The sequence below is a fragment of the Pseudarthrobacter sp. MM222 genome (assembly GCF_947090775.1).
Taxonomy (GTDB): Bacteria; Actinomycetota; Actinomycetes; order Actinomycetales; family Micrococcaceae; genus Arthrobacter.
In genome coordinates this window covers 370,412-390,101 of record NZ_OX352321.1, presented here as the reverse complement: position 1 = coordinate 390,101, position 19,690 = coordinate 370,412, and the positions used below count along the sequence as shown (strand labels likewise).

The following is a 19,690-nucleotide window of genomic DNA, read 5'->3' as shown; positions in this document are numbered from 1 at the left end:
GTTACTTCGCTTCGATCGCTGCCTTCGCCGTGGGATCGGAGTCCTTCAGGAACTTCTCGATCCGTTCCGGCTCCTCGGCTTCGCCAATCGCTGCGGAGGCCCGGCCCAGCGAGTACAGTGACCGCAGGAAGCCGCGGTTGGGCTCGTGCTCCCACGGGATCGGACCGACGCCGCGCCAGCCATGACGCCGCAGGGAATCGAGTCCGCGGTGGTAGCCGACGCGGGAGTACGCGTAGGAATCGATGGTCCGGCCCTCTTTCCACGCCTCCTCGGCCAGCACAGCCCACAGCAGCGAGGATGTCGGGTGCTTCTCCACCAGGTCCAGGGCTTCGTGGCCGGCGTCCAGGGCCGCGTAGATCTCGGTCTCAGCCGGCAGGAGCGTCGGCTCCGGACCCATCAGGTTCTTGCGGAACTCGTCGGACATTACTTGAGCGACTTGCCGGTCGAGCCGAGCTGCTGGGCGGCCTCCACGACGCGGGCAGCGAGGCCGGCTTCGGCGGACGCGCCCCAGACGCGGGGATCGTAGAGCTTCTTGTTGCCGACCTCGCCGTCAACCTTCAGCACGCCGTCGTAGTTGCGCAGCATGTGGTCAACCACGGGGCGCGTGAAGGCGTACTGGGTGTCGGTGTCGATGTTCATCTTGATGGTTCCGAACGAAACGGCGTCGGCGATCTCCTTGTCGGAGGAGCCGGAGCCACCGTGGAAGACGAGGTCGAAGGGGTTGGCCTTGCCGATTTTGGCGCCCACCTGCTCCTGGATGTCCTTGAGGATCTCCGGGCGGAGCTTGACGCCGCCGGGCTTGTAGACGCCGTGCACGTTGCCGAAGGTCAGCGCCGTGATGTAGCGGCCGTGTTCGCCGGAGCCGAGGGCGTCGATGGTGGCGAGGGCGTCTTCGACCGTGGTGTAGAGCTTGTCGTTGATGGCGTTCTCGACGCCGTCCTCCTCGCCGCCGACGGTGCCGATCTCGACCTCGAGGATCATCTTGGCGGCTGCGGTGCGCTCGAGGAGTTCACGGGCGATCCGCAGGTTTTCCTGCAGGGTCTCGGCGGAGCCGTCCCACATGTGGGAGTTGAACAGCGGGTCGCGGCCTGCCTTGACCTCGGCCTCGGAAGCGGCGAGCAGCGGGAGGACGAAGCCCTCCAGTTTGTCCTTCGGGCAGTGGTCCGTGTGCAGGGCGACGTTGACGCCGTACTTCTTGGCAACTTCGCGGGCAAACGCGGCGAAACCCAGCGACCCGGACACCATGTCCTTGACGGAGGCGCCGGACCAGTAGGCGGCGCCGCCTGTGGAGACCTGGACGATTCCGTCGGACTCGGCCTCGGCGAAGCCACGCAGGGCGGCGTTGAGGGTCTGGGAAGAGGTGACGTTGACGGCCGGGAACGCGAAGCCGTCCGCCTTGGCGCGGTCAATCATCTCGGAGTAGATCTCTGGGGTTGCAATGGGCATGCTGACTCCTAAAGTGAATTTCGTCTGCTGGTTGGGTTGACCCTGAAGTGAACCTCGTCGGCTAGGAACCATCCTAGCCATTCCTGCGCGCGGGCAGTGTTTCTCCTCACTCGACCCTGTAATACTGACGCTCCAGCGGTCTCCCGCACCCCTAGCGCGCCTCCCGCCGAGATGACATTTCCCGGCAGTCCGCGGGCCTGGCATTGCCGCTATCTGTTATCTCGCGCGCCTGCCCCGGCTCTCCAGCGCCGCCCTGACTTTACGGACAGCCGCGGGATGGTCCCCCGCTAGGTCCAGCCGGGACAACCTCACCTCAAGCCACCCGAAGCGCCCCGCGACGTCCGCCCGCCGGATATCGCGCTGGTACTGTTCCTCCCCATTGTGGTGCGCGCCCTCGTATTGGACCGCGATCTGCCATTGAGGGTAAGCAGCGTCCGGCCACAGCACGGGGATACCCGCGTCGCTCCACACGACGTGGTTCAGCTCCGGCTCGGGTAGGTCGGCACGGATGAGGGCCAAACGGAGCCGGGATTCTGGCGGCGAATCAGCACCCACTCGGATGAGTTCGACGGCGGCCCGGGCTTTGCGTACTCCGCGGTTTCCGGGGTGGCGGGCCACCATGGCCCGCAGCTCCTCGATGCTGCACAGGGCTTCGCGGGGCACCGGAAACTCCAGGCCGTGCTCGCACACCAGGGCATCGCCGGCGACGACAAGTTCATCCACATCCAGGACCGTTGCAAGATCCAGCCAGGTCCGGGCGGGCGAGGTGAGCCGTACGCCGTCGAGCTCTACAACTTCATCCGCGGCGAGCGTCAGCAGGTGCCCCACGACGTTGACCCGGCGGGGTGGGCTGAAGCCCCGGCGCCGGGAGATATGGATCCGCCAGTCCTCCTCAAGCCGGCCCGGGAGTGGCGCCGCCCAGAGACGTGCCGCCGACCCCACGGTGAGGACAGACTCGTCGTCGAGGTCGGTATAGGCGCGCAGGGCGGCAGCGCCGGACGCTGCCGAGGCCACCGGGACCCGGATTCCGCGCGACACAGTGAGGAGATCCTTAGCCTGCGTGCGGGTGCGGGTGACGCCAGCCTTGTCGGCAGCGCGCAGGGAGAAGGAGCCGGTGGTCAGATGGCTGGGAAGCGGTGCCCTGCGCATGGTCCATTGTGGCTGTTTCCGCCATGCCCGGTTGGGGATATCCACAGGCGGGGGTCTGGGACGGCATCGAGATGACAGCTCGCGGCAATGCCAAGCGAAAACATTGCCGCGAAATGTTATCTCGCGGGGAGCCAGGGGCCTCGGGAAGGTGCCGGCGCGCGCGGGAGCGAGAGGGTGCGGGGGACCTAGCCCGGGAGCTGGTTGAAGACGTGGCGGCGGATCCACGCGTGCATCGCGATAGCCGCGGCGGAGGCGGCGTTGATGGACCGCGTGGAGCCGAACTGCTCGATGGACAAGGTGTCCACAGCGGCCTCGTGGACCTCGGGGGTCAGCCCCGGACCCTCCTGGCCGAATACCAGCACGCAGTCCTTGGGCAGTTCGTACGTCTCCAGCGGCACGGAGTCCGGGAAGATGTCGATCCCGATTATCGCCAGCCCCTCCCCCTGCGCCCAGGCCACGAAGTCGTCCACGGTGGGGTGGTGGCGGACGTGCTGGTAGCGGTCGGTAACCATGGCCCCGCGTCGGTTCCACCGGCGGCGGCCGATGATGTGCACTTCCTTGGCCAGAAACGCGTTGGCGGTGCGGACCACGGTGCCGATGTTCATGTCGTGCTGCCAGTTTTCAATCGCGATGTGGAAGTTGTGCCGCTTGGCGTCGAGGTCCGCCACGATCGCCTCGTGCTTCCAGTAGCGGTATTGGTCCACGACATTCCGCCGGTCGCCGTCGGCCAGGAGGTCCGGATCCCAGTGCTCGCCGGCAGGCCGCTCGCCTTCCCAGGGCCCGACGCCGACCTCCGCCTTGCCCTCAGCCTCTTCCTCGACAGCAGGGTTGGCAGGGGGTCCGCTGGGGGTCTCCGGTTCAGTCACCACTCAACATTAGACTGGGACACAGTTAGCGGCACACTATCGGCGGAGGACACCATGGCGGACCAGCGGAGACACCAAAGAACAGATCCGGACCAAGTACGTTCCACTGCCTCGGTATACCGCAGCGGCCAGGAGATCGAGTGCTGGCTGACCGACATGGACGGCGTGCTGGTGCATGAGAACCAGCCCATCCCCGGCGCGGCGGAACTCATCCAGCGCTGGGTCGACACGTCCCGGCGCTTCCTCGTCCTGACCAATAACTCGATTTTCACGCCCCGGGACCTCGCCGCCCGGCTCAAGAGCTCCGGCCTGGAAATCCCGGAGGAGAACATCTGGACCTCGGCCCTGGCCACGGCCCAGTTCCTCAAGGACCAGGTGCGGGGCTCGGAATCCGGCAACCGTGCCTACACGATCGGCGAGGCAGGACTCACGACGGCGCTGCACGAGGCCGGCTTCATCCTCACCGACCAGGACCCGGACTTCGTGGTGCTCGGCGAAACCCGAACCTACTCGTTTGAGGCCATCACGATGGCGATCCGGCTGATCCTCGGGGGCGCACGCTTCATCGCCACCAACCCGGACGCCACCGGACCCTCGAAGGACGGTCCGATGCCGGCCACCGGGGCGATCGCGGCGCTCATCACCAAGGCGACCGGCCGCGAGCCCTACATCGTCGGCAAGCCCAACCCGATGATGTTCCGGTCCGCGATGAATCAGATCGACGCCCACTCCGAGACCACCGCGATGATCGGTGACCGCATGGACACCGACATCATCGCCGGCATGGAAGCGGGGCTGCATACGGTGCTGGTGCTCAGCGGCATCACGCACCGGGACGACATTGCCGCCTACCCGTTCCGGCCCAACCAGATCCTGAACTCCGTGGCGGACCTGAAAAACCAGATCTAGGCCGATCCCGGCAACCTCGCCCGCCCGGAACTAGAACACGGTTTTCTTGCCGCCGCCGGAGGGCAACGGGAAAAGTCCGTCCTGCAGCTTCTCGATGATCGGCCGGTAAACGAAAGGGCTCCAGCCCGGGCTGGCGTGCGCCGGCCGGGCACCGTCGGTGCGGGGCGTTTCCGCGACGATGTTGTCTTTGAAGGTCAGCGTCCAGGAATCCCGCGCAGTCTCGTAGTCCACGGTCCGGTCCCGGGGGTTGCCAACGAAGGCCATTCGGGTGGCGCCGAGTTTCCCGGCAAAGCGGCTGGCATCGAAGTGATAGATGTAGGCGGACTCGGACTGGATCAGCACACTGGACGGGGCAATCGGCGCGAGCTGCTCCAGCGTCTGATCCAGGATCTGGCCCCAGCTGCGCTCATCCTTGTGCAGCATCCGCTCACCGAGTTCGTAGCCGCCGCGCAGCACCGTGGGGAAGCGGAACCCGCTTTCATAGAGGAGGACGACGCCCTCGAACCAGCTTTGGTCCAGCACGTCGTATTTGCTGTACGGGCTGGAATCGAGCAGGATAAACGCCACTTCGAGGCCGTGCAGTTCACGGAGCCGGGCGGCAACCTGGGTGGCCACCATGCCGCCGAAGCTGTGGCCGTAGAAGTACAGCTGGTTCAGTTTGCGGGCCCGCGCATGCTCGACGACGGCGATCACGATCTGGTCGATGTCGAGGCCCATGTTGGAGTATCCGACGGCGGCGAGCTGGCCGCGCTTGTTAAGCGAACCGCGCAGGGCGTTCAGGATCCACAGGGCCTCCTCCCAGCTCGTTTTGTAGCCGGGGAAAAGGAACCAGCTCGCATTCGGGAAGTACTTCTCCGCCGTCTCGTCCGGGACAGTGAGGATCTTGTGGACGCGGCGCTCAGTCTGGACCCGCCGGGTGAACAGCATATCCGCCGCCAGCAGGGACGCGGAGCCCGTGCCGACCAGGAAATTCCGGCGCGAAAACCGCTTTAGTTCAGCGGCGTGCCGAAGTATGCGGGCCTCGGCGGAACCGGGACCCCGCAGATCATTTTCTTCCCTCTTCCGCGGCACACCCCTACCGTATCCACTGCCGAACCGGGATCCGAAGCCAGGGCCGATCACAGCTCAGCTACAGCTTTCGCGGCGGAACCCGATCTACGCGGGTTCCGGCTGCAGTCCGTCCTCGCGCCTGCTGATTTCGCGGCCGATCTCGTCGTAGGTGGCCAGGAGTTCCGAGCTTGCCATGTCAGCCGGGTTGTCGAGCATGCCGAACACGGTGTCGCTCGCGGCGAGCAACGCATCATCGCTGAGGACCGTCAGGGATCCAGTCCCCGAGGAGTCGATGGACGCCGTGACGTCGCCGGTGAGGTTGAGCGACCGGAGCACCGCGTTCGGGTCGTCGGTGTGCGGGTTCAGCTCGAGGGAGACTCCGGTCGGGTCCGGCAGCGCGCCGGCAACGTCCGGCAGGGCCGCCACACCAAGGTCAATCGCGTTGAGGTGGTCCCGGAGCCCGGCCAGGGCCGACGACTCGACGAATTCGGCGTGGCCGAGGCCAACGCGGATGTGGGAGCTGATGCCCATCTGGCGAACACGCTGGATGGTCTGCAAAAGGGAGGGGCGGGATGCCAGCGTAAGGCTACCCCGGACGTCAATCCGGACGACGTCCGAGGCGGTGTCGAGTTTGACGTGGGCATTGAGGCTCTGGTCCATAGGTACTCCAAAAAAGGGTGTCCATGGCCGGCGGCTCAACCGCAACAAGCCTAACGGGGCCTCGGGCGGGGTACAAATCACAGGCCGCTCACCATCAGCGGCCCGGTCTCAGACCGCCTCTTGCCGGCCGGCGGGCTCTTCGAAGTGGGTGCGCGTCGCGCTTCCCCCCACTGACTGCACGAGGGAAGCCGCGATGTCTCGAAGCTTCACGTTGCCGTTGCTGGACGCATCGGTGAGGATCCGGACGGCGGTCTCCTGGTTGCAGCGGTTTTGCGCCATGACGATCCCGATGGCCATGTCTATGACGGTGCGGGATTCCAGTGTTGCCCGGAGGTTCGTCGCGCTGTCGGTCTGCAGGGCGAAGCGGACCGCCAGTCGCAGCGCCTGCGAGATCTCCCTGGTGTAGCCGCGGGCGCGGGCGGCGAGATCACCGTCGAATTTGTGGGGCACGTCGGAGTACAGGTTGAGGGCCGCCTGGGCGTCACCCTGGAGGTGGAACGGCACTGACAGCACCGAGCGCAGCCCGTGCGAGGCCACCGCATCGGCGTAATCGGGGCCCCAGCGGTCCTCGTCGAAGAGGTCCGGGACGTAGACCTCGCGTTCCTCCTTCGCCGCAGTCAGGCAGGGGCCCTGGGACAGCGAGTACTGGATCTGATCCACCTCGCGGGCGGAGTCGCTGCTCCAGCCGATCGTCGCCGCCTTGCGGTCTCGCAGGAGCGTGATCCCGCAGAGGGCGTCCTCGCCGGAGCCCGCCATCTGATGTGCGGAAAACCGGGCCAGCTCATTCAGGAACGCCTCGAAGTCCGCGCTCTCCAGGATTAGATTCTGGATCTGCTCCGCGGTAGTTAGCGGCGTTTCGGCACGCGGAGATAGGCCCGTAAGTGGGGACTGTTCGAACGGGAGCATGGGCGCGTGTTCTCCAAGGGCGAGTACTGAGGGGTGATGAGGAAATGATAGGTCAGCCCCCTGCACCAGTCCACACGCTCCGGCCCGGAGCCGGACGGGGTCAGTCGAGGCCGAGCTCGTCTTTTCCGAAAGCGAACAGGTAGGGAACGCCTGCCTCGGCTTCGATTTTTTCCTTGGCGCCGGTATCGCGGTCCACGATCACGGCCACGGCCACCACGTTGCCGCCTGCCTTCCGGACACCCTCGACGGCGGTCAGCGCGGAGCCGCCGGTCGTAGAGGTGTCCTCCAGGACGAGCACCTTCCGGCCCTCAACAGAGGGGCCTTCCACCTGGCGGCCCATGCCGTAGGACTTCTGCGCCTTCCGGACCACGAAGGCGTCGACCGGACGGCCGGCGTCGACGGCGGCGTGCATCACGGCCGTGCCGACGGGATCTGCGCCCATGGTGAGGCCACCGGCGCACTCAAAGTCGACCCCGGCGTCGTCCAGGAGCGACAGCATGACCTGCCCGACCAACTTCGATGCCTCGTGGTGCAGGGTGATCCGGCGCAGGTCGATGTAGTAGTCGGCCTCCGCGCCGCTGGAAAGGATGACCTTGCCGCGCACGACGGCGAGTTCCTTGATCAGCTCAAGCAGGCGGGCGCGGGCAGAGGCAGCGTCAGCTGCAAAGTTACCGGTGGCAGTCATGGGTTCCAGTTTAGTGGGAGCACGGTGGCGGAAATCCAGCCGTGCGCCCAGAAGTCGGGCTTCCACGCCGGGGCCCACTCGGTGGGCGCCCCCGGTTAGGCACTGTCAGACGCGGTCGCGCGCAGACGCGTCCGCTCAGGTGGAGCGCCCTGAGCGGCGCTTCAGGAGGGTGACTGCACGCGCCGCGCGAAAGCGGGCGCATGTTCAGGCCGCGGACCAAACGCAATGAACCGGGGCAGGAAGCCTCCAATCGCCGGAAAGTGCCGCGCCAGGAACAGCAGGGCGGCCGGGGCGCCGGACCGCTTCCCGGTCATGATTGGCTCGAATACTGCGCGGTGCAGCACCCGCTGGACAGTCTGGACGATGACGGTGGGCGGGCGCCGCCGTCGTTCGACCCTGGCCAGCTCCGTTCGGCGTACGGGTCCGCGGAGGAGCGCCGGCGCCAGGATGTCCGCGGCCGCGACGGCGTCCTGGATGGCCAGATTGATCCCCACTCCTCCTGCCGGGGACATGGCGTGGGCCGCGTCGCCGATACAGAGGAGCCCGTTGATGTGCCATTCGCGCAGCCGGTCCAGCCGCACGTCCAGCCAGTGCAGATCCTCCAGCGATGCGATGGCGTCCACCCTGTCGGCCAGGTCTGGACGGAGCGCCGCGATCCGACGTCGGAATCCCTCGACGCCCTCGGCCCGGATCCGCGCATCCGTCCCCTTGGATGCCAGGTAGCCCATCTGGAAATAGTCGTCCCGGAACAGGGCCAGCAGGGCTTCACCCCGCCCGAAGGCAGGCACGATTCCCGCCACCGCGCCCCGCTCGGAGGGATGGCGCGGCAGCCGGAACCACCAGGCGTCGAAGGGCACAGGATATTCTTTCGGCACCAGCCCGGCCTGGCGGCGCAGGATTGAATGGCGGCCATCCGTAGCAACCACCAGGTCTGCCTGGATCTCGCCGTCGAGGCCGTCGGCGGTCCGGTAGCGGATGCCCGTGACGCGGCCGCCGTTGCGGACCAGCGCGGTGGCCTGATGGCCCATCCGCAGGCTGAAGGACGGCTCCTGGGCGGCGGCTTTGGCAAGGAAGTTCAGGAAGTCCCATTGCGGCATCATCGCGACGTAGTTGTACGGCGGTCGCAGCGAATCGAAGTTGCCCATGGTCACGGGCGGCCCGCCGGGCACCGGGAAGGCGACCCTGTTCAGTTTGCTTTGCGGCAGCCGGCGGAACTCATCGCCCAGGCCGAGCTCGTCGATCAGCCGGATGGTGGCCGCATGGACGGTGTCGCCGCGGAAGTCGCGGAAGAAGTCCCCGTGTTTTTCCAGCACCGTCACGGTCACCCCGGCCCGCGCCAGCAGCAGGCCCAGCATCATGCCGGCCGGCCCGCCGCCGGCCACAACGCATCCGGTCTTCTCCATGGCCCCCACGGTACGCCGCTGCGGCCCCGAGCGGCAGGAGTTTTCGCGGCGGATTCGGCCTCACGCTGCGCAAAGCGCCCTGCGCTACCGGTATCCACGTAGCGCAGGACGCATTCCGTAGCGCCATGCGTTCTGCGTAGCGCCGGGCACGCCCCCGGAGCGCAATTCGGCCGGACACAGTTGAGCGTCATTGACACTGCTGGCTAGGCTTTGAGTCATGCGCGAACTCCAGGTGAAGATCATTGAAGAAATGGGCGTGCAGCCCCGGATCGACCCCGCCGAGGAGGTGCGCAAACGCGTCACGTTCCTGAAGGAGTACCTCAAGGCGACCCATACCAAGGGTTTCGTGCTGGGAATCTCGGGCGGACTGGATTCCTCCCTGGCCGGGCGGCTGGCCCAGCTGGCGGTCAACGAGCTCGAAGCCGAAGGGGTGGAAGCGAACTTCGTGGCCGTCCGGCTTCCGTATGGCGTGCAGCACGACGAGCACGACGCGCAGGCCGCGCTGGACTTCATCGGCGCGGAGACGGAGTGGACCTTCAACATTGCGCCCGCCGTGGACGGCTTCGAGCAGGAGTTCGAAAAGACCACCAGCGAGCAGGTTTCGGATTTCACCAAGGGCAACATGAAGGCCCGCTCCCGGATGATCGCGCAGTACGCGCTGGCCGGTGAGCACAACTACCTCGTGATCGGCACGGACCACGGCGCCGAATCGGTCACCGGGTTCTTTACCAAGTTTGGCGACGGCGGCGCGGACGTGCTGCCCCTGTTCGGGCTCAACAAGCGCCAGAACCGAGCGCTGCTCGCCGAGCTCGGTGCGCCGGCGCGGATCTGGGACAAGGTGCCCACCGCCGACCTCCTCGATGGGAAACCCGGCCGGACCGACGAGGACGAACTCGGCCTGAAATATGACGAGATCGACGACTACCTTGAGGGCCGCGAAGTTCCAGACGACGTGGCCGAACGCATCGAGGAGAAGTACCTCCGGACCCGCCACAAGCGCACCGTTCCGGTCATCATCAGCGACACCTGGTGGAAGCACGAAGGCCCCGAGGAACCCCGGGTCGGACTTTAAGTTGAGCTGAACCACGACGCCGGGAGCCCCTACCCGGGGGCACTTTGACCCCGGGTAGGCGATTTCATTGTCCGCAGGCGGCGCGTCCGTGTCAACGTGCCCCGGGAAGGCGGCTAAACCTCGCCGCGGGCCCTATCCGGCGCCCTGCAGCAGGGTCGAGATCCGGTGGGCCTCGTCCATCAGCAGCCGGCCCAGCTGCGCCTGCCGCTCCTGCCGGAACCGCGGCTCGATACCGGTCAGGGACAAGGCCCACGCGGGGCGTCCGCGCTGATCGAACACCGCGGCGCCCATCCCCCAGCTTCCTTCCAGCACCAGTCCCGGGTTCACGGAGTAGCCGGCCTGCCGCGTCGCTTCCAGGTTCTGGCGGACCAGCGCCTCGGTGTGGGCCGCGGCGAAGCTGCCCGCGTGCGCGGCCCAGCCGGCCAGCAGCTCCTCCTGTTCCTCCGGGGGCAGGAACGCCATGATGGCGGTGCCAGCCGAAGCGACTCCCAGCGGGAAGCGCACCCCCTCATGCAGCACGAAGGAACGCACCGGGAAGCTCCCTTCCTCCCGCAACAGGCACACGGTTTCGGCGCCACGCCGGATGGAGAAAAGGCGCTTTCACCTGTCTCCTCGGCCAGCCGCCGGAGGCTGGGCCTGGCAATGTCCTCCAGCGGGAACCGCGCGGAAGCCACCGATCCCATCAGCAGGATCTCGGGGCCCAGCACCCAGTTGCCGCTGCCCGGCTCCTGGTCCAGCAGCCCCTCGGCCGCCAGGGAGCTGAGCAGCCGGTGCACTGTGGGACGGGTGAGGCCGGACTCCCGGACCAGTTGGCCCAGCGGCGAACCGCCGGGGTCGCGGCCGACAATCCGCAGCAGCGCCGCCACCCGGCTGACCACCTGTGCGCCCTGGACCGGCACTGCATTCATTTGGCCCCATCCATCGCTCGCCAAACCCTCCATAATGTGGACACTACTAAGCGTAGCGTCCACACTGTAAAAACGTCCGCAACCTCGGCAAAATCCTCCGTTGACAGCCGCCATTTCCAACCCGTACGCTCCAAAGTCAGAGGACGAGTCCACAAAGTGGAACGCGGGGTGAATCCTTCCCGGCCGTTCCCGAACCCAAGCTCAATGAGGAGATGCAATGTCAAAGGTGAAATCCGGAGCGGCTGAAGCACTTCAGGATGTCCTGCGGGACAGTATGACGCTCGCCGTCGGCGGCTTCGGCCTCAGCGGAATCCCGGCCGACCTGATCGAGGCCGTGCGCGACTCCGGCGTCAAGGACCTCACGGTGGTGTCCAACAACATGGGCGTGGACGGCAAGGGCCTGGGCGTGCTGATCGAGGCCGGCCAGGTCCGTAAAGTCATTGCCTCCTACGTGGGCGAAAACAAGCTCTTCGCCGAGCAATACCTCGCCGGAAAGCTCGAAGTGGAGTTCACCCCGCAGGGCACGCTGGCCGAGCGCCTCCGCGCCGGCGGTGCTGGCATCCCCGCTTTCTATACCAAGACCGGAGTCGGCACACTTGTTGCCGAAGGCAAGCCGCTGGCGGAGTTCGACGGCGAAACGTACGTGCAGGAGCGCGCCATCAAGGCCGACGTCGCACTGGTCCACGCGCACACCGCGGACACAGACGGCAACCTGATCTACCGCTACACCGCGCAGAACTTCAACCCCGTGGTGGCCACCGCTGGTGCCGTGACCGTCGCGGAAGCCGAGGTGATCGTCCAGCCCGGCGAGCTCGACCCGAACCACATTGTCACCCCCGAGGTCTTCATCCAGCGCCTCGTGCAGGCCAGCGGCCGCGAGAAGGACATCGAACAGCGCACGGTCCGCCCCCGCGCCGGGGCCGCCGGGGCCGCGCCGTCCAGCGTGCTGGCCTGAACCGCATCTTCCCGAACTGCGCCGGCCCGAACCGCCGCCCCCACATACCTGAGGAGAATCATCATGGCCTGGACCCGGAATGAAATGGCTGCCATCGCGGCCGAAGAACTGAACGACGGCGACTACGTCAACCTTGGCATCGGCATCCCCACGCTGGTTGCCAACAACCTGCGCGACGGCGTCCGCGTCGTCCTGCAGAGCGAAAACGGCCTGCTCGGCATGGGCCCGTTCCCCTACGAAGGCGAGGAAGATGCAGACCTGATCAACGCCGGCAAGCAGACCGTCACGGTACTGCCCGGCGGCAGCATCTTCGACTCCGCAACGTCGTTCGGCATGATCCGCGGCGGCCACGTCAAGGTCGCCATCCTGGGCGCCATGCAGGTTTCCGGCGCCGGTGACCTCGCCAACTGGACCATCCCCGGCAAGATGGTCAAGGGCATGGGCGGCGCCATGGACCTCGTAGCCGGCACGCCGCGCGTCGTGGCCCTCACCGAGCACAACGCCAAGGACGGCACGGCCAAGATCGTTAAGGAATGCACCCTGCCGCTGACCGGCCTGAGCTGCGTTGACCGCATCATCAGCGACCTTGCCGTGTTTGACCTGAACAAGGGACCAGGCGGCGACCGCCAGCTCACGCTCACTCGACTGGCCCCGGGCGTCACCGTGGAGGAGATCCGCGAGAAGACCGAGGCCGAGTTCGACGTCGCCCTCGAAGACACCCCGGACGCAGCGCCCGAGCTCGAGGGGAGCACCGGCATGAGCCTGCGCGAACAGTTCGGCAAGGATGTCCTGCTCACCGGCTGGGGACACAGCCGCTTCGGCAAGCTGACGGAAGAGACCCTGGAATCGCTGATCGTCCAGGTCGCCACCGAGGCGATCGGCAACGCCGGGATCGAGCCCGGGCAGATCGACGAGATCTACCTCGGCCAGTTCAACTCCGGCATGATGCCGCTGGCCTTCCCGTCCTCGCTGGCGCTGCAGGTCTCCGAGCAGCTGGCGCACGTCCCGTCCACCCGGGTCGAGAACGCCTGCGCCTCCGGATCGGCGGCCTTCCAGCAGGGCACCAAGTCCCTGCTGGCCGGCACCGCCAAGACCGTCCTCGTAATTGGTGCCGAGAAGATGACCCACGCAGGAGCCGACGTCGTTGGTGCGGCCCTGCTGGGAACCGACTACGACATGGCGGGCAAGGCCTCGACCACGGGCTTTACCGGGCTGTTCGCCGAGGTCGCCAAGCACTACGAGAAGCGTTACGGCGACGGTTCCGGACAATCAGGTTCAGGAAGCTTGGAGACGTCCTGGGCACCATCGCGGCGAAGAACCACCGCAACGGCGTGGACAACCCCTACGCCCAGCTCCGCAAGGACCCTCGGCGAGGAATTCTGCCGGACCGTCTCGGACAAGAACCCCATGTTGGCCGATCCGCTCCTTTGCACCGACTGCTCGCCTCCGACGGCGCCGCCGCCGTAGTGCTGAGCCTCGCCCCCACCGCCGGGGCCACCGCCCCGGTCCGGCTCGCCGGTTTCGGCCAGGCGAACGATTTCTTCCCGGCCGAACGCCACCCCGAGCCGGCAACCTCGCCGCGACGCGCGCGCGCGTCGGTGGCAGCGGGCGCTGGCGATGGCCGGCGTCGGGCTGGAGGACCTGGACTTCGCTGAGGTGCACGGGGGCTAGACCATCGCCGAACTGCTGATGTATGAGGCCATGGGGCTGACCGAACCCGGCCAGGGCGCCCGCGCCCTGCAGGAAGGCTGGGTCTTCAAGGACGGCAAGCTTCCGGTCAACGTCTCCGGCGGGCTCAAGGCCAAGGGCCACCCGGTCGGCGCCACCGGCGTCTCCCAGCATGTCATCGCGGCGATGCAGCTCAGCGGCACCGCCGGCGACATGCAGCTCGGCTCTGCCCGACGCGCCGCCGTCCAGAACATGGGCGGCGTGGGCATCGCCAACTACGTCAGCGTGCTCGAGGCCGTCTAGCTTCGGAGCTGGCGGAAATAGCCCAGCTTTGGTGCCCTGCACCGCCAGCTCCCGGACGGGCAGCGGTGAACATGGCCAAAAGCTGGGCTATTTCTGCGTAACGCCCCGGATCAGGGCCGCGATGGCGCTGAATCCCAGCCGCTCGGCATTCTGCAGTGCGGTGCGCCCCTGAGGGTCACGGATGTTCGGGTCGGCGCCGGCGGCGAGAAGTTGCCGGACCACTTCCTGCTGCCGGGGACCTCCGTTATTCAGGAGGATTGCCTCCTGCATCGCCGTCCAGCCGAGATTGTTGACGTGGTTCACCGGAACGCCGGCGGCGATGAGAATGCGGACTGTTTCCACGTGGCCGTGCTCGCTCGCCGGAATCAGGGCCGTGCCGCCGAACCGGTTGGTGCTGGCCACGTCGGCGCCGTTCGCGAGCGTCAGCAGCAGGATCTCGTTGAATCCCTCCGCCCCGGCATACAGGAACGCCGAATCCTGGATGGCATCTTTGGCGTTGACATCGGCTCCGGACCGGATCAGCTCTGCCGCGAGCGCCGGGTCGTTGGCCTTGACAGCCGCCACCAGGCGCTGGTCAAGCTCCCGCTGGACCTGCGGCGGAAGCGGGGCGAGGGCGGGGTTGCGGCCGACGGCGGCACCGGTTCCGGTACCGCGGACGGGAACGCCGGGGAAGCGCCGACGGGCTGCCCGGCGACACCTGGACTGCTGACGGCGACGTGACCGGCGCTGGGACGCCGTCGCCCCCGCTGCAGCCGGCGAGGACGGCAACCAGAGCGGCCCAGCCGACGGTCGAGGCCCACCTGGCGGTCGGCCATCGCACGCCCGGCCGAAGGCCCGGACCCGCGGGAGAATTCATACTCCGAGCCTACGTGGCCCCAAAACCCGGGGGCTAGACTCGGAGGAAATCCAGCCTCGCAACTCCAGGAGCCGCCATGCGCGCCACGATCATCCACGGCCCCGGTGACATCCGGGTCGAAGACCGGGACTACCCCACGATCCAGCTGCCCACCGACGTCATCGTCAAAGTGACCGCGTCCTGCGTCTGCGGCTCGGACCTGTGGCCGTACCGCGGCGTCAAGCCCATCCGGAGGCCCTCGGCTATCGGGCACGAGTTCATCGGCACCGTGGAATCCACCGGCGACGCGATTACCAGCCTGACGGTCGGTGACCTCGTGATCGCCCCGTTCGTCGTCAGTTGCGGCGCCTGCCCGCAGTGCCTCAACGGTGTCACCGTTGCGTGCGACTACCTGGCCGGTTGGGGCGGCAAGGACGCTTCCGGTCTCGCCATCGACGGCGGTCAGGGACAGGCGGTCCGCGTTCCGCTGGCCGACTCCACCCTGGTCAAAGTACCCGGCATCAGGGAGCCGGACGACGCGCTCCGGAATAGCCTGCTGACCCTGTCCGATGTGATGGCCACCGGCCACCATGCGGCCCTCGCCGCGAAGGTGGGGCCCGGCCGGACCGTCGTCGTGGTGGGGGACGGCGCCGTCGGACTGTGCGGCGTGCTGGCGGCCAAAAGGCTTGGGGCCGAACGTGTCATCGCCATGTCCCGGCACGCCGACCGCCAGGCCATTGCGCGGGAGTTCGGGGCCACCGACGTCGTGGCCGAGCGTGGCGAAGACGGTGTTGCCAGGGTGCGCGAGCTCCTCGGCGGAGTGCTGGCCGACTCCGTACTCGAGTGCGTCGGCACCAAGGAATCCATGGAGCAAGCCCTCCACAGCGTCCGCCCCGGCGGCGCCCTGGGCTTCGTCGGCGTCCCGACCGGTGGCGCCGAAGCCCCGCTCCGCTACCTCTTCGACACGAATATCTCGATAGCCGGCGGGATGGCTCCGGCCCGGACCTATATCCCGGAGCTTCTGGCGGATGTACTCGACGGCACCATCAATCCAGGTCGGGTCTTCGACGTCGTTATGCCGCTGGAGGAGGCACCCGAGGCTTACCGGGCGATGGACGAACGGCGGGCCATCAAAGTGCTGCTGACCCCTTAGCTGACGGAGTTCGACGGCGAAGGCTGACGGAGTTCGACGGCGGCTGCCGCCGCGCACCATGGCGCCAGGCCGCCCGGATGGGTACACTGATAAGTGACCTTACTAATTCTGGTTGGCTGATTGCTAAGTTAAGGAGTTTCAAATGAACTTGGGCAACATGATCAAGAATGCCGCTGGACGATACGCGGGCAGGACCAGGGGCACCGCCGGACGCGCACCGAGCGCAGGCCGCTACAACGCCCCCGCGGGACGCGCGCCGGGCACGGCCGGCGGCGGAATCGCCGACGGGATTACCCGCCGGATAATGGGGATGCTGAAGCGGCGCTAGCGCCCTCCCATTCCGCAGGGAACCCCGGCGTTGGCCGGAACAACGCAAGCAGCAGGCCCCGGATATTCCGGGGCCTGCTGCGTTGCCGGGCGGCTTCGGCTGGCTCTATTGCACTGCCCCGTGCGGAGGTCTAGCCTGATGCGCATCAGAATCCGCCGCCGTTAAGGAGCCGTCATGGCCAGGTTTGTGCAGATCATTGAATTCAAGACCTCGCGCATCGAGGAGATTGAGGAACTTGGCCGGCCGTCCCGGACTGAAGGAAGCACCGCCCCGACGTTCCGTCGCATCTGGGCCACCGCAGACCGGGACCAGCCCGGGACCTATCTGACAATCGTGGAGTTCGAGTCCTACGAGTCGGCCATGGAAAATTCCAACCGTCCGGAAACGTCCGAGTTCGCCGCCAGGATGGCTGCCCTCTGCGATGGTCCTCCCGTGTTCCGCAATCTGGACGTGATGTGGGAGGACACCGCCGAAGCGGCGGACAATTCGTAGGAGCGAAGCATGGTTGCTGCCGGCCGGACTCCCCCGGCCAGTTCCGCGGCGGAAGACGCGGCAGCTGCGCCCCTCGTGATCGACCTCAAAGAGGCCGGCTCGGCGGAGTTGCGGTTGGTGGGTGCTAAAGCGCTGAACCTCGGCAAGCTCCTGGCTGCCGGCTTCCGGGTGCCGTCCGGATTTTGCTTGACGACGGAGGCCTACGACCGGGTGGTTCCGGCCGGATTGGCGGACTTGGCGGCGCAGCTCGATGCGGCGGCCGCAGGCCCCGGACGCGGCGACCGCGCACAACCTGAGCCGCTACAGGACCAGCCGGTGCAAAACGAGGGGGCGCGGCGGGCGCGGGAACTGATCGGATCTTCTCCGGTCCCGCCCGACGTGGAGGCCGCCCTCCGCACGGCCTACGCCACACTGGGCGACCTCCCGGACGAGGAGCCGGCCGTCGCTGTACGGTCTTCAGCAACGGCCGAAGACCTGCCGTTCGCCAGTTTCGCCGGCCAGCAGGACACGTATCTGGGCGTTGAGGGCGCCGATGCAGTGATCGACGCCGTCAGGCTGTGCTGGGCGTCCCTCTGGAGCGAGCGGGCCGTCGCCTACCGGTCCGCCAACGGGGTCAGCCATCGCGACGTCGGCCTCGCCGTCGTCGTCCAACGGCAGATCGACGCCGCCACCGCGGGCGTGCTGTTCACGGCCAACCCGGTCACCGGCACACGGACCGAGACGGTCATCGACGCCAGCCCGGGCGCGGGGCAGGCCGTCGTCTCCGGAACGGTCAATCCGGACCATTTCGTGCTGGATACAGCCACGGCGTGGGTTCTGCACTGCACGCCCGGCGGACCGGAGCGCGGCAGTCCACCAAGCCTCAGCGGCGTCCAGCTGAGTGAGCTTACGTCCTTGGGTGACCGCGTCCAGCGCCTGTTCGGAAGCCCGCAGGATGCGGAGTGGGTAATTGATCCTGCCGGCCGGGTTTGGCTGACCCAGTCGCGGCCAATCACCACGCTGTACCCACTGGAGGACCCGTCAGCCGGCGAACGGGCGGGATTGGCTGCCGAGTCTGCCGGCGGGACCCGCGTGTACTTGTGCGGAAGCTTGCTCCAGGGGCTCACCCGCCCGCTCACGCCGATGGGGCTCGCGGTCCTGGGCCGCGTGGGAAACCGGAACGGGCCTTGGACATACTTCAGTCCGGGGCTGCGCATGTTCGTGGACCTGACGCCGGCTATGCGCAGCAAGCTCGGCCGCCGCTACCTTCGGCAAGTCCTGCCGCTCGCGGACGGCAGGTCCGCGGCTGTTATTCCCTCGCTGCTGGAAGACCCGAGATTCCGGGTGGTAAAGCCTGCCAGAAAGTTCGCGGCCAAAGGGGAACGGTCCGGCCGCCAGAAACTGTCCCGGAGCGCGGAGCGGTCCCGGAGTGCGGAGCCGACCGCCGCCGTCGGGCTGATCCTCAAACTGGGACCGGGGCTCGTGCGGGCCGCAGTCCGACCCGAGGCGGAGCTGCGCCGGGCGAAGGCCTACGGAAAGCGGCTCGAAGCCGGACTGGCAGCGCCCGAACCTGCCACCGCTTTCCAGCGGCTCGACCACGCCCAGCACCTGATGGACCGGGCGGTCAACGGGCTGATTCAGGCCACGCTTCCCGCTCCTGCCACCGGCTACATCATGCTGGCCTTGGCCCGGAGACTGCTGCGCGGCATAGCCCCGCCCCGGGAGCTGGAAGCGGTCCTGAGGGGACTGCCCCACAACGTAACCACTGAGATGGACTTGGAACTCTGGGACCTCGCGCGCGCCCTCAGCACTGATCCGGCCTCCCGCGAGGCGTTTCTCGGGCGGCGCCCCAACGAACTCGCGGCCAGCTTCCGCGCCGGCGCCCTGCCCCCGGCGGCACAGACCGGGGTGCGCCGTTTCCTGGCACGCTACGGCCACCGCGCCGTGGCGGAAATCGACCTCGGCATGCCGCGGTGGGCCGAGGAACCGGACCATATTCTGGGCATGATCTCGAACTACCTGCGGGTAGAAGACCCGGAACAGGCACCGGACCGGCAGTTCGCCCGGGCCGCAGAAGACGCCGAAGCCCGGATCCGCACCCTTGTTGAGCGGGCCGCCGCCCGCAGCCGCTGGCGGGCACGGCTCCTGGCGCTGGCCCTGCGCCGGGTCCGCGAGCTGTCGGGTCTGCGCGAGTTGCCCAAGTTCCACGTGGTGAAGGTGCTGGCCGAAATGCACCGGCAGCTCAGTCGGATTGGCGCTGAACTTGCACGGAACGGCAGCATCGCGGCGCCCGACGACGTATTCTTCCTGGATTTCGATGAAGTCCGGGTCGGCCTGCGCGGCGCCGACCTCTGGGGCATCGTTGCGGACCGCCGCCGGCTCTACGACCGGGAACTGCGTCGCCGTCACATCCCCCGGATCCTGCTGTCCGACGGAACAGACGTCGAGGTCGCCATAATGGCGAAGTCCCCGCCAGCCGACGGCCTCTCCGGAACCCCTGCCTCGGCTGGCACGGCCACCGGAAAGGTGAGGGTGATTCTGGATCCGGTGGGCGCACACTTGGAACCCGGCGAAATCCTGGTGGCGCCCTCCACCGATCCGGGATGGACCCCGCTGTTCCTGACGGCCGGCGCCTTGGTCATGGAAATGGGCGGGGTCATCTCGCACGGCTCAGTGGTGGCCCGCGAGTACGGCATCCCCGCCGTCGTGGGCGTCCCGGACGCCACCACGCGGCTGCGCACCGGGCAGATGGTCACCGTGGACGGCTCCGCCGGCACCGTCCACCAGTGACCGAGGGGCGTGAATTGAGGGCCCCGCGACCCGGCTAAAGGCTGCTCACGGAACTAAATGGCCCCGCATGCCTCTTGCACCCTAGCCCGGCGCCCCGTACGTTTGGGACAGCGGACGAATGTCTCCGCAGCCG

General features: G+C 67.5%; 19 protein-coding genes and 2 pseudogenes. 10 read left to right on the top strand and 11 right to left on the bottom strand.

The features are described 5' to 3' along the window. Nucleotide 1: 1 nt before the first annotated feature. From OM977_RS01955 to OM977_RS01940, 4 genes are all read right to left on the bottom strand, one after another. Entirely contained in the window at nt 2–424 is a 423-nt protein-coding gene (locus OM977_RS01955; protein ID WP_264355882.1) for a DUF3151 domain-containing protein, read from the bottom strand. Beyond that, nucleotides 424–1,446, bottom strand: a complete 1,023-nt coding sequence (gene fbaA, locus OM977_RS01950) for a class II fructose-bisphosphate aldolase (protein WP_264355881.1) — start codon at nt 1,444–1,446, stop codon at nt 424–426. Before fbaA ends, OM977_RS01955 begins: the two co-directional genes overlap by 1 nt. Before the next feature lie 216 nt (nt 1,447–1,662). Further along, nucleotides 1,663–2,595, bottom strand: a complete 933-nt coding sequence (locus tag OM977_RS01945) for a hypothetical protein (protein ID WP_264355880.1) — start codon at nt 2,593–2,595, stop codon at nt 1,663–1,665. Nucleotides 2,596–2,780: 185 nt separating this feature from the next. Continuing rightward, nucleotides 2,781–3,461 carry a TrmH family RNA methyltransferase gene (locus OM977_RS01940; RefSeq protein WP_442960684.1) on the bottom strand — a complete coding sequence of 227 codons (681 nt, stop codon included), beginning with the start codon at nt 3,459–3,461 and terminating at the stop codon, nt 2,781–2,783. Between the two features lie 54 nt (nt 3,462–3,515). Between OM977_RS01940 and OM977_RS01935 the strand changes: the two genes are divergently transcribed. Then, the gene (locus OM977_RS01935; protein ID WP_264355878.1) at nt 3,516–4,370 is read left to right on the top strand and encodes an HAD-IIA family hydrolase; all 855 of its coding nucleotides are present in this window, start codon (nt 3,516–3,518) and stop codon (nt 4,368–4,370) included. 30 nt (nt 4,371–4,400) lie between these two features. Here OM977_RS01935 and OM977_RS01930 read toward each other — a convergent pair whose 3' ends face one another. From OM977_RS01930 to OM977_RS01910, 5 genes are all read right to left on the bottom strand, one after another. Beyond that, a complete protein-coding gene (locus OM977_RS01930) occupies nt 4,401–5,441 on the bottom strand; it encodes a thioesterase domain-containing protein (protein WP_264355877.1) in 1,041 nt (346 codons plus the stop codon). Nucleotides 5,442–5,525: 84 nt separating this feature from the next. Continuing rightward, entirely contained in the window at nt 5,526–6,080 is a 555-nt protein-coding gene (locus OM977_RS01925) for a hypothetical protein (RefSeq protein ID WP_264355876.1), read from the bottom strand. 108 nt (nt 6,081–6,188) lie between these two features. Beyond that, entirely contained in the window at nt 6,189–6,986 is a 798-nt protein-coding gene (locus OM977_RS01920) for a GAF and ANTAR domain-containing protein (protein WP_264355875.1), read from the bottom strand. Nucleotides 6,987–7,086: 100 nt separating this feature from the next. Then, nucleotides 7,087–7,671, bottom strand: coding sequence for an orotate phosphoribosyltransferase (gene pyrE / locus OM977_RS01915; protein WP_264355874.1), 585 nt, complete (start codon nt 7,669–7,671; stop codon nt 7,087–7,089). 161 nt (nt 7,672–7,832) lie between these two features. Continuing rightward, a complete protein-coding gene (locus tag OM977_RS01910; protein ID WP_264355873.1) occupies nt 7,833–9,074 on the bottom strand; it encodes an FAD-dependent oxidoreductase in 1,242 nt (413 codons plus the stop codon). A 217-nt stretch (nt 9,075–9,291) separates the two neighbouring features. Between OM977_RS01910 and nadE the strand changes: the two genes are divergently transcribed. Next, nucleotides 9,292–10,146, top strand: a complete 855-nt coding sequence (gene nadE, locus OM977_RS01905; RefSeq protein WP_264355872.1) for an ammonia-dependent NAD(+) synthetase — start codon at nt 9,292–9,294, stop codon at nt 10,144–10,146. A 132-nt stretch (nt 10,147–10,278) separates the two neighbouring features. Here the strand turns inward: nadE and OM977_RS01900 are convergent. After that, nucleotides 10,279–11,054 (bottom strand): annotated as a pseudogene (locus tag OM977_RS01900) (IclR family transcriptional regulator). A gap of 217 nt (nt 11,055–11,271) precedes the next feature. On the opposite strand from OM977_RS01900, the gene OM977_RS01895 reads away from it, so the two are divergent. From OM977_RS01895 to OM977_RS01880, 4 genes and pseudogenes are all read left to right on the top strand, one after another. After that, complete coding sequence (locus tag OM977_RS01895; protein ID WP_264355871.1) at nt 11,272–12,009, top strand: CoA transferase subunit A; 738 nt, start codon at nt 11,272–11,274, stop codon at nt 12,007–12,009. A gap of 63 nt (nt 12,010–12,072) precedes the next feature. Further along, nucleotides 12,073–12,741: pseudogene (locus OM977_RS01890) on the top strand (CoA transferase subunit B); the annotation flags it as partial. 24 nt (nt 12,742–12,765) lie between these two features. Further along, a complete protein-coding gene (locus OM977_RS01885; protein ID WP_264357514.1) occupies nt 12,766–13,476 on the top strand; it encodes a beta-ketoacyl synthase N-terminal-like domain-containing protein in 711 nt (236 codons plus the stop codon). Nucleotides 13,477–13,710: 234 nt separating this feature from the next. Continuing rightward, complete coding sequence (locus OM977_RS01880) at nt 13,711–13,980, top strand: thiolase C-terminal domain-containing protein (protein WP_264355870.1); 270 nt, start codon at nt 13,711–13,713, stop codon at nt 13,978–13,980. Between the two features lie 87 nt (nt 13,981–14,067). Here OM977_RS01880 and OM977_RS01875 read toward each other — a convergent pair whose 3' ends face one another. Further along, nucleotides 14,068–14,748 carry an ankyrin repeat domain-containing protein gene (locus OM977_RS01875; protein WP_264355869.1) on the bottom strand — a complete coding sequence of 227 codons (681 nt, stop codon included), beginning with the start codon at nt 14,746–14,748 and terminating at the stop codon, nt 14,068–14,070. A 164-nt stretch (nt 14,749–14,912) separates the two neighbouring features. On the opposite strand from OM977_RS01875, the gene OM977_RS01870 reads away from it, so the two are divergent. The 4 genes from OM977_RS01870 to OM977_RS01855 all read left to right on the top strand — a co-directional run bounded on the left by OM977_RS01870 (nt 14,913) and on the right by OM977_RS01855 (nt 19,557). Next, a complete protein-coding gene (locus OM977_RS01870) occupies nt 14,913–15,968 on the top strand; it encodes a zinc-dependent alcohol dehydrogenase family protein (protein WP_264355868.1) in 1,056 nt (351 codons plus the stop codon). A gap of 142 nt (nt 15,969–16,110) precedes the next feature. After that, nucleotides 16,111–16,296 (top strand): hypothetical protein, encoded by a 186-nt coding sequence (locus tag OM977_RS01865; protein ID WP_264355867.1) that lies wholly within the window; start codon nt 16,111–16,113, stop codon nt 16,294–16,296. Nucleotides 16,297–16,470: 174 nt separating this feature from the next. After that, the gene (locus OM977_RS01860; RefSeq protein ID WP_264355866.1) at nt 16,471–16,788 is read left to right on the top strand and encodes a hypothetical protein; all 318 of its coding nucleotides are present in this window, start codon (nt 16,471–16,473) and stop codon (nt 16,786–16,788) included. A 9-nt stretch (nt 16,789–16,797) separates the two neighbouring features. Next, entirely contained in the window at nt 16,798–19,557 is a 2,760-nt protein-coding gene (locus OM977_RS01855; protein WP_264355865.1) for a PEP/pyruvate-binding domain-containing protein, read from the top strand. Nucleotides 19,558–19,690 lie beyond the last annotated feature (133 nt).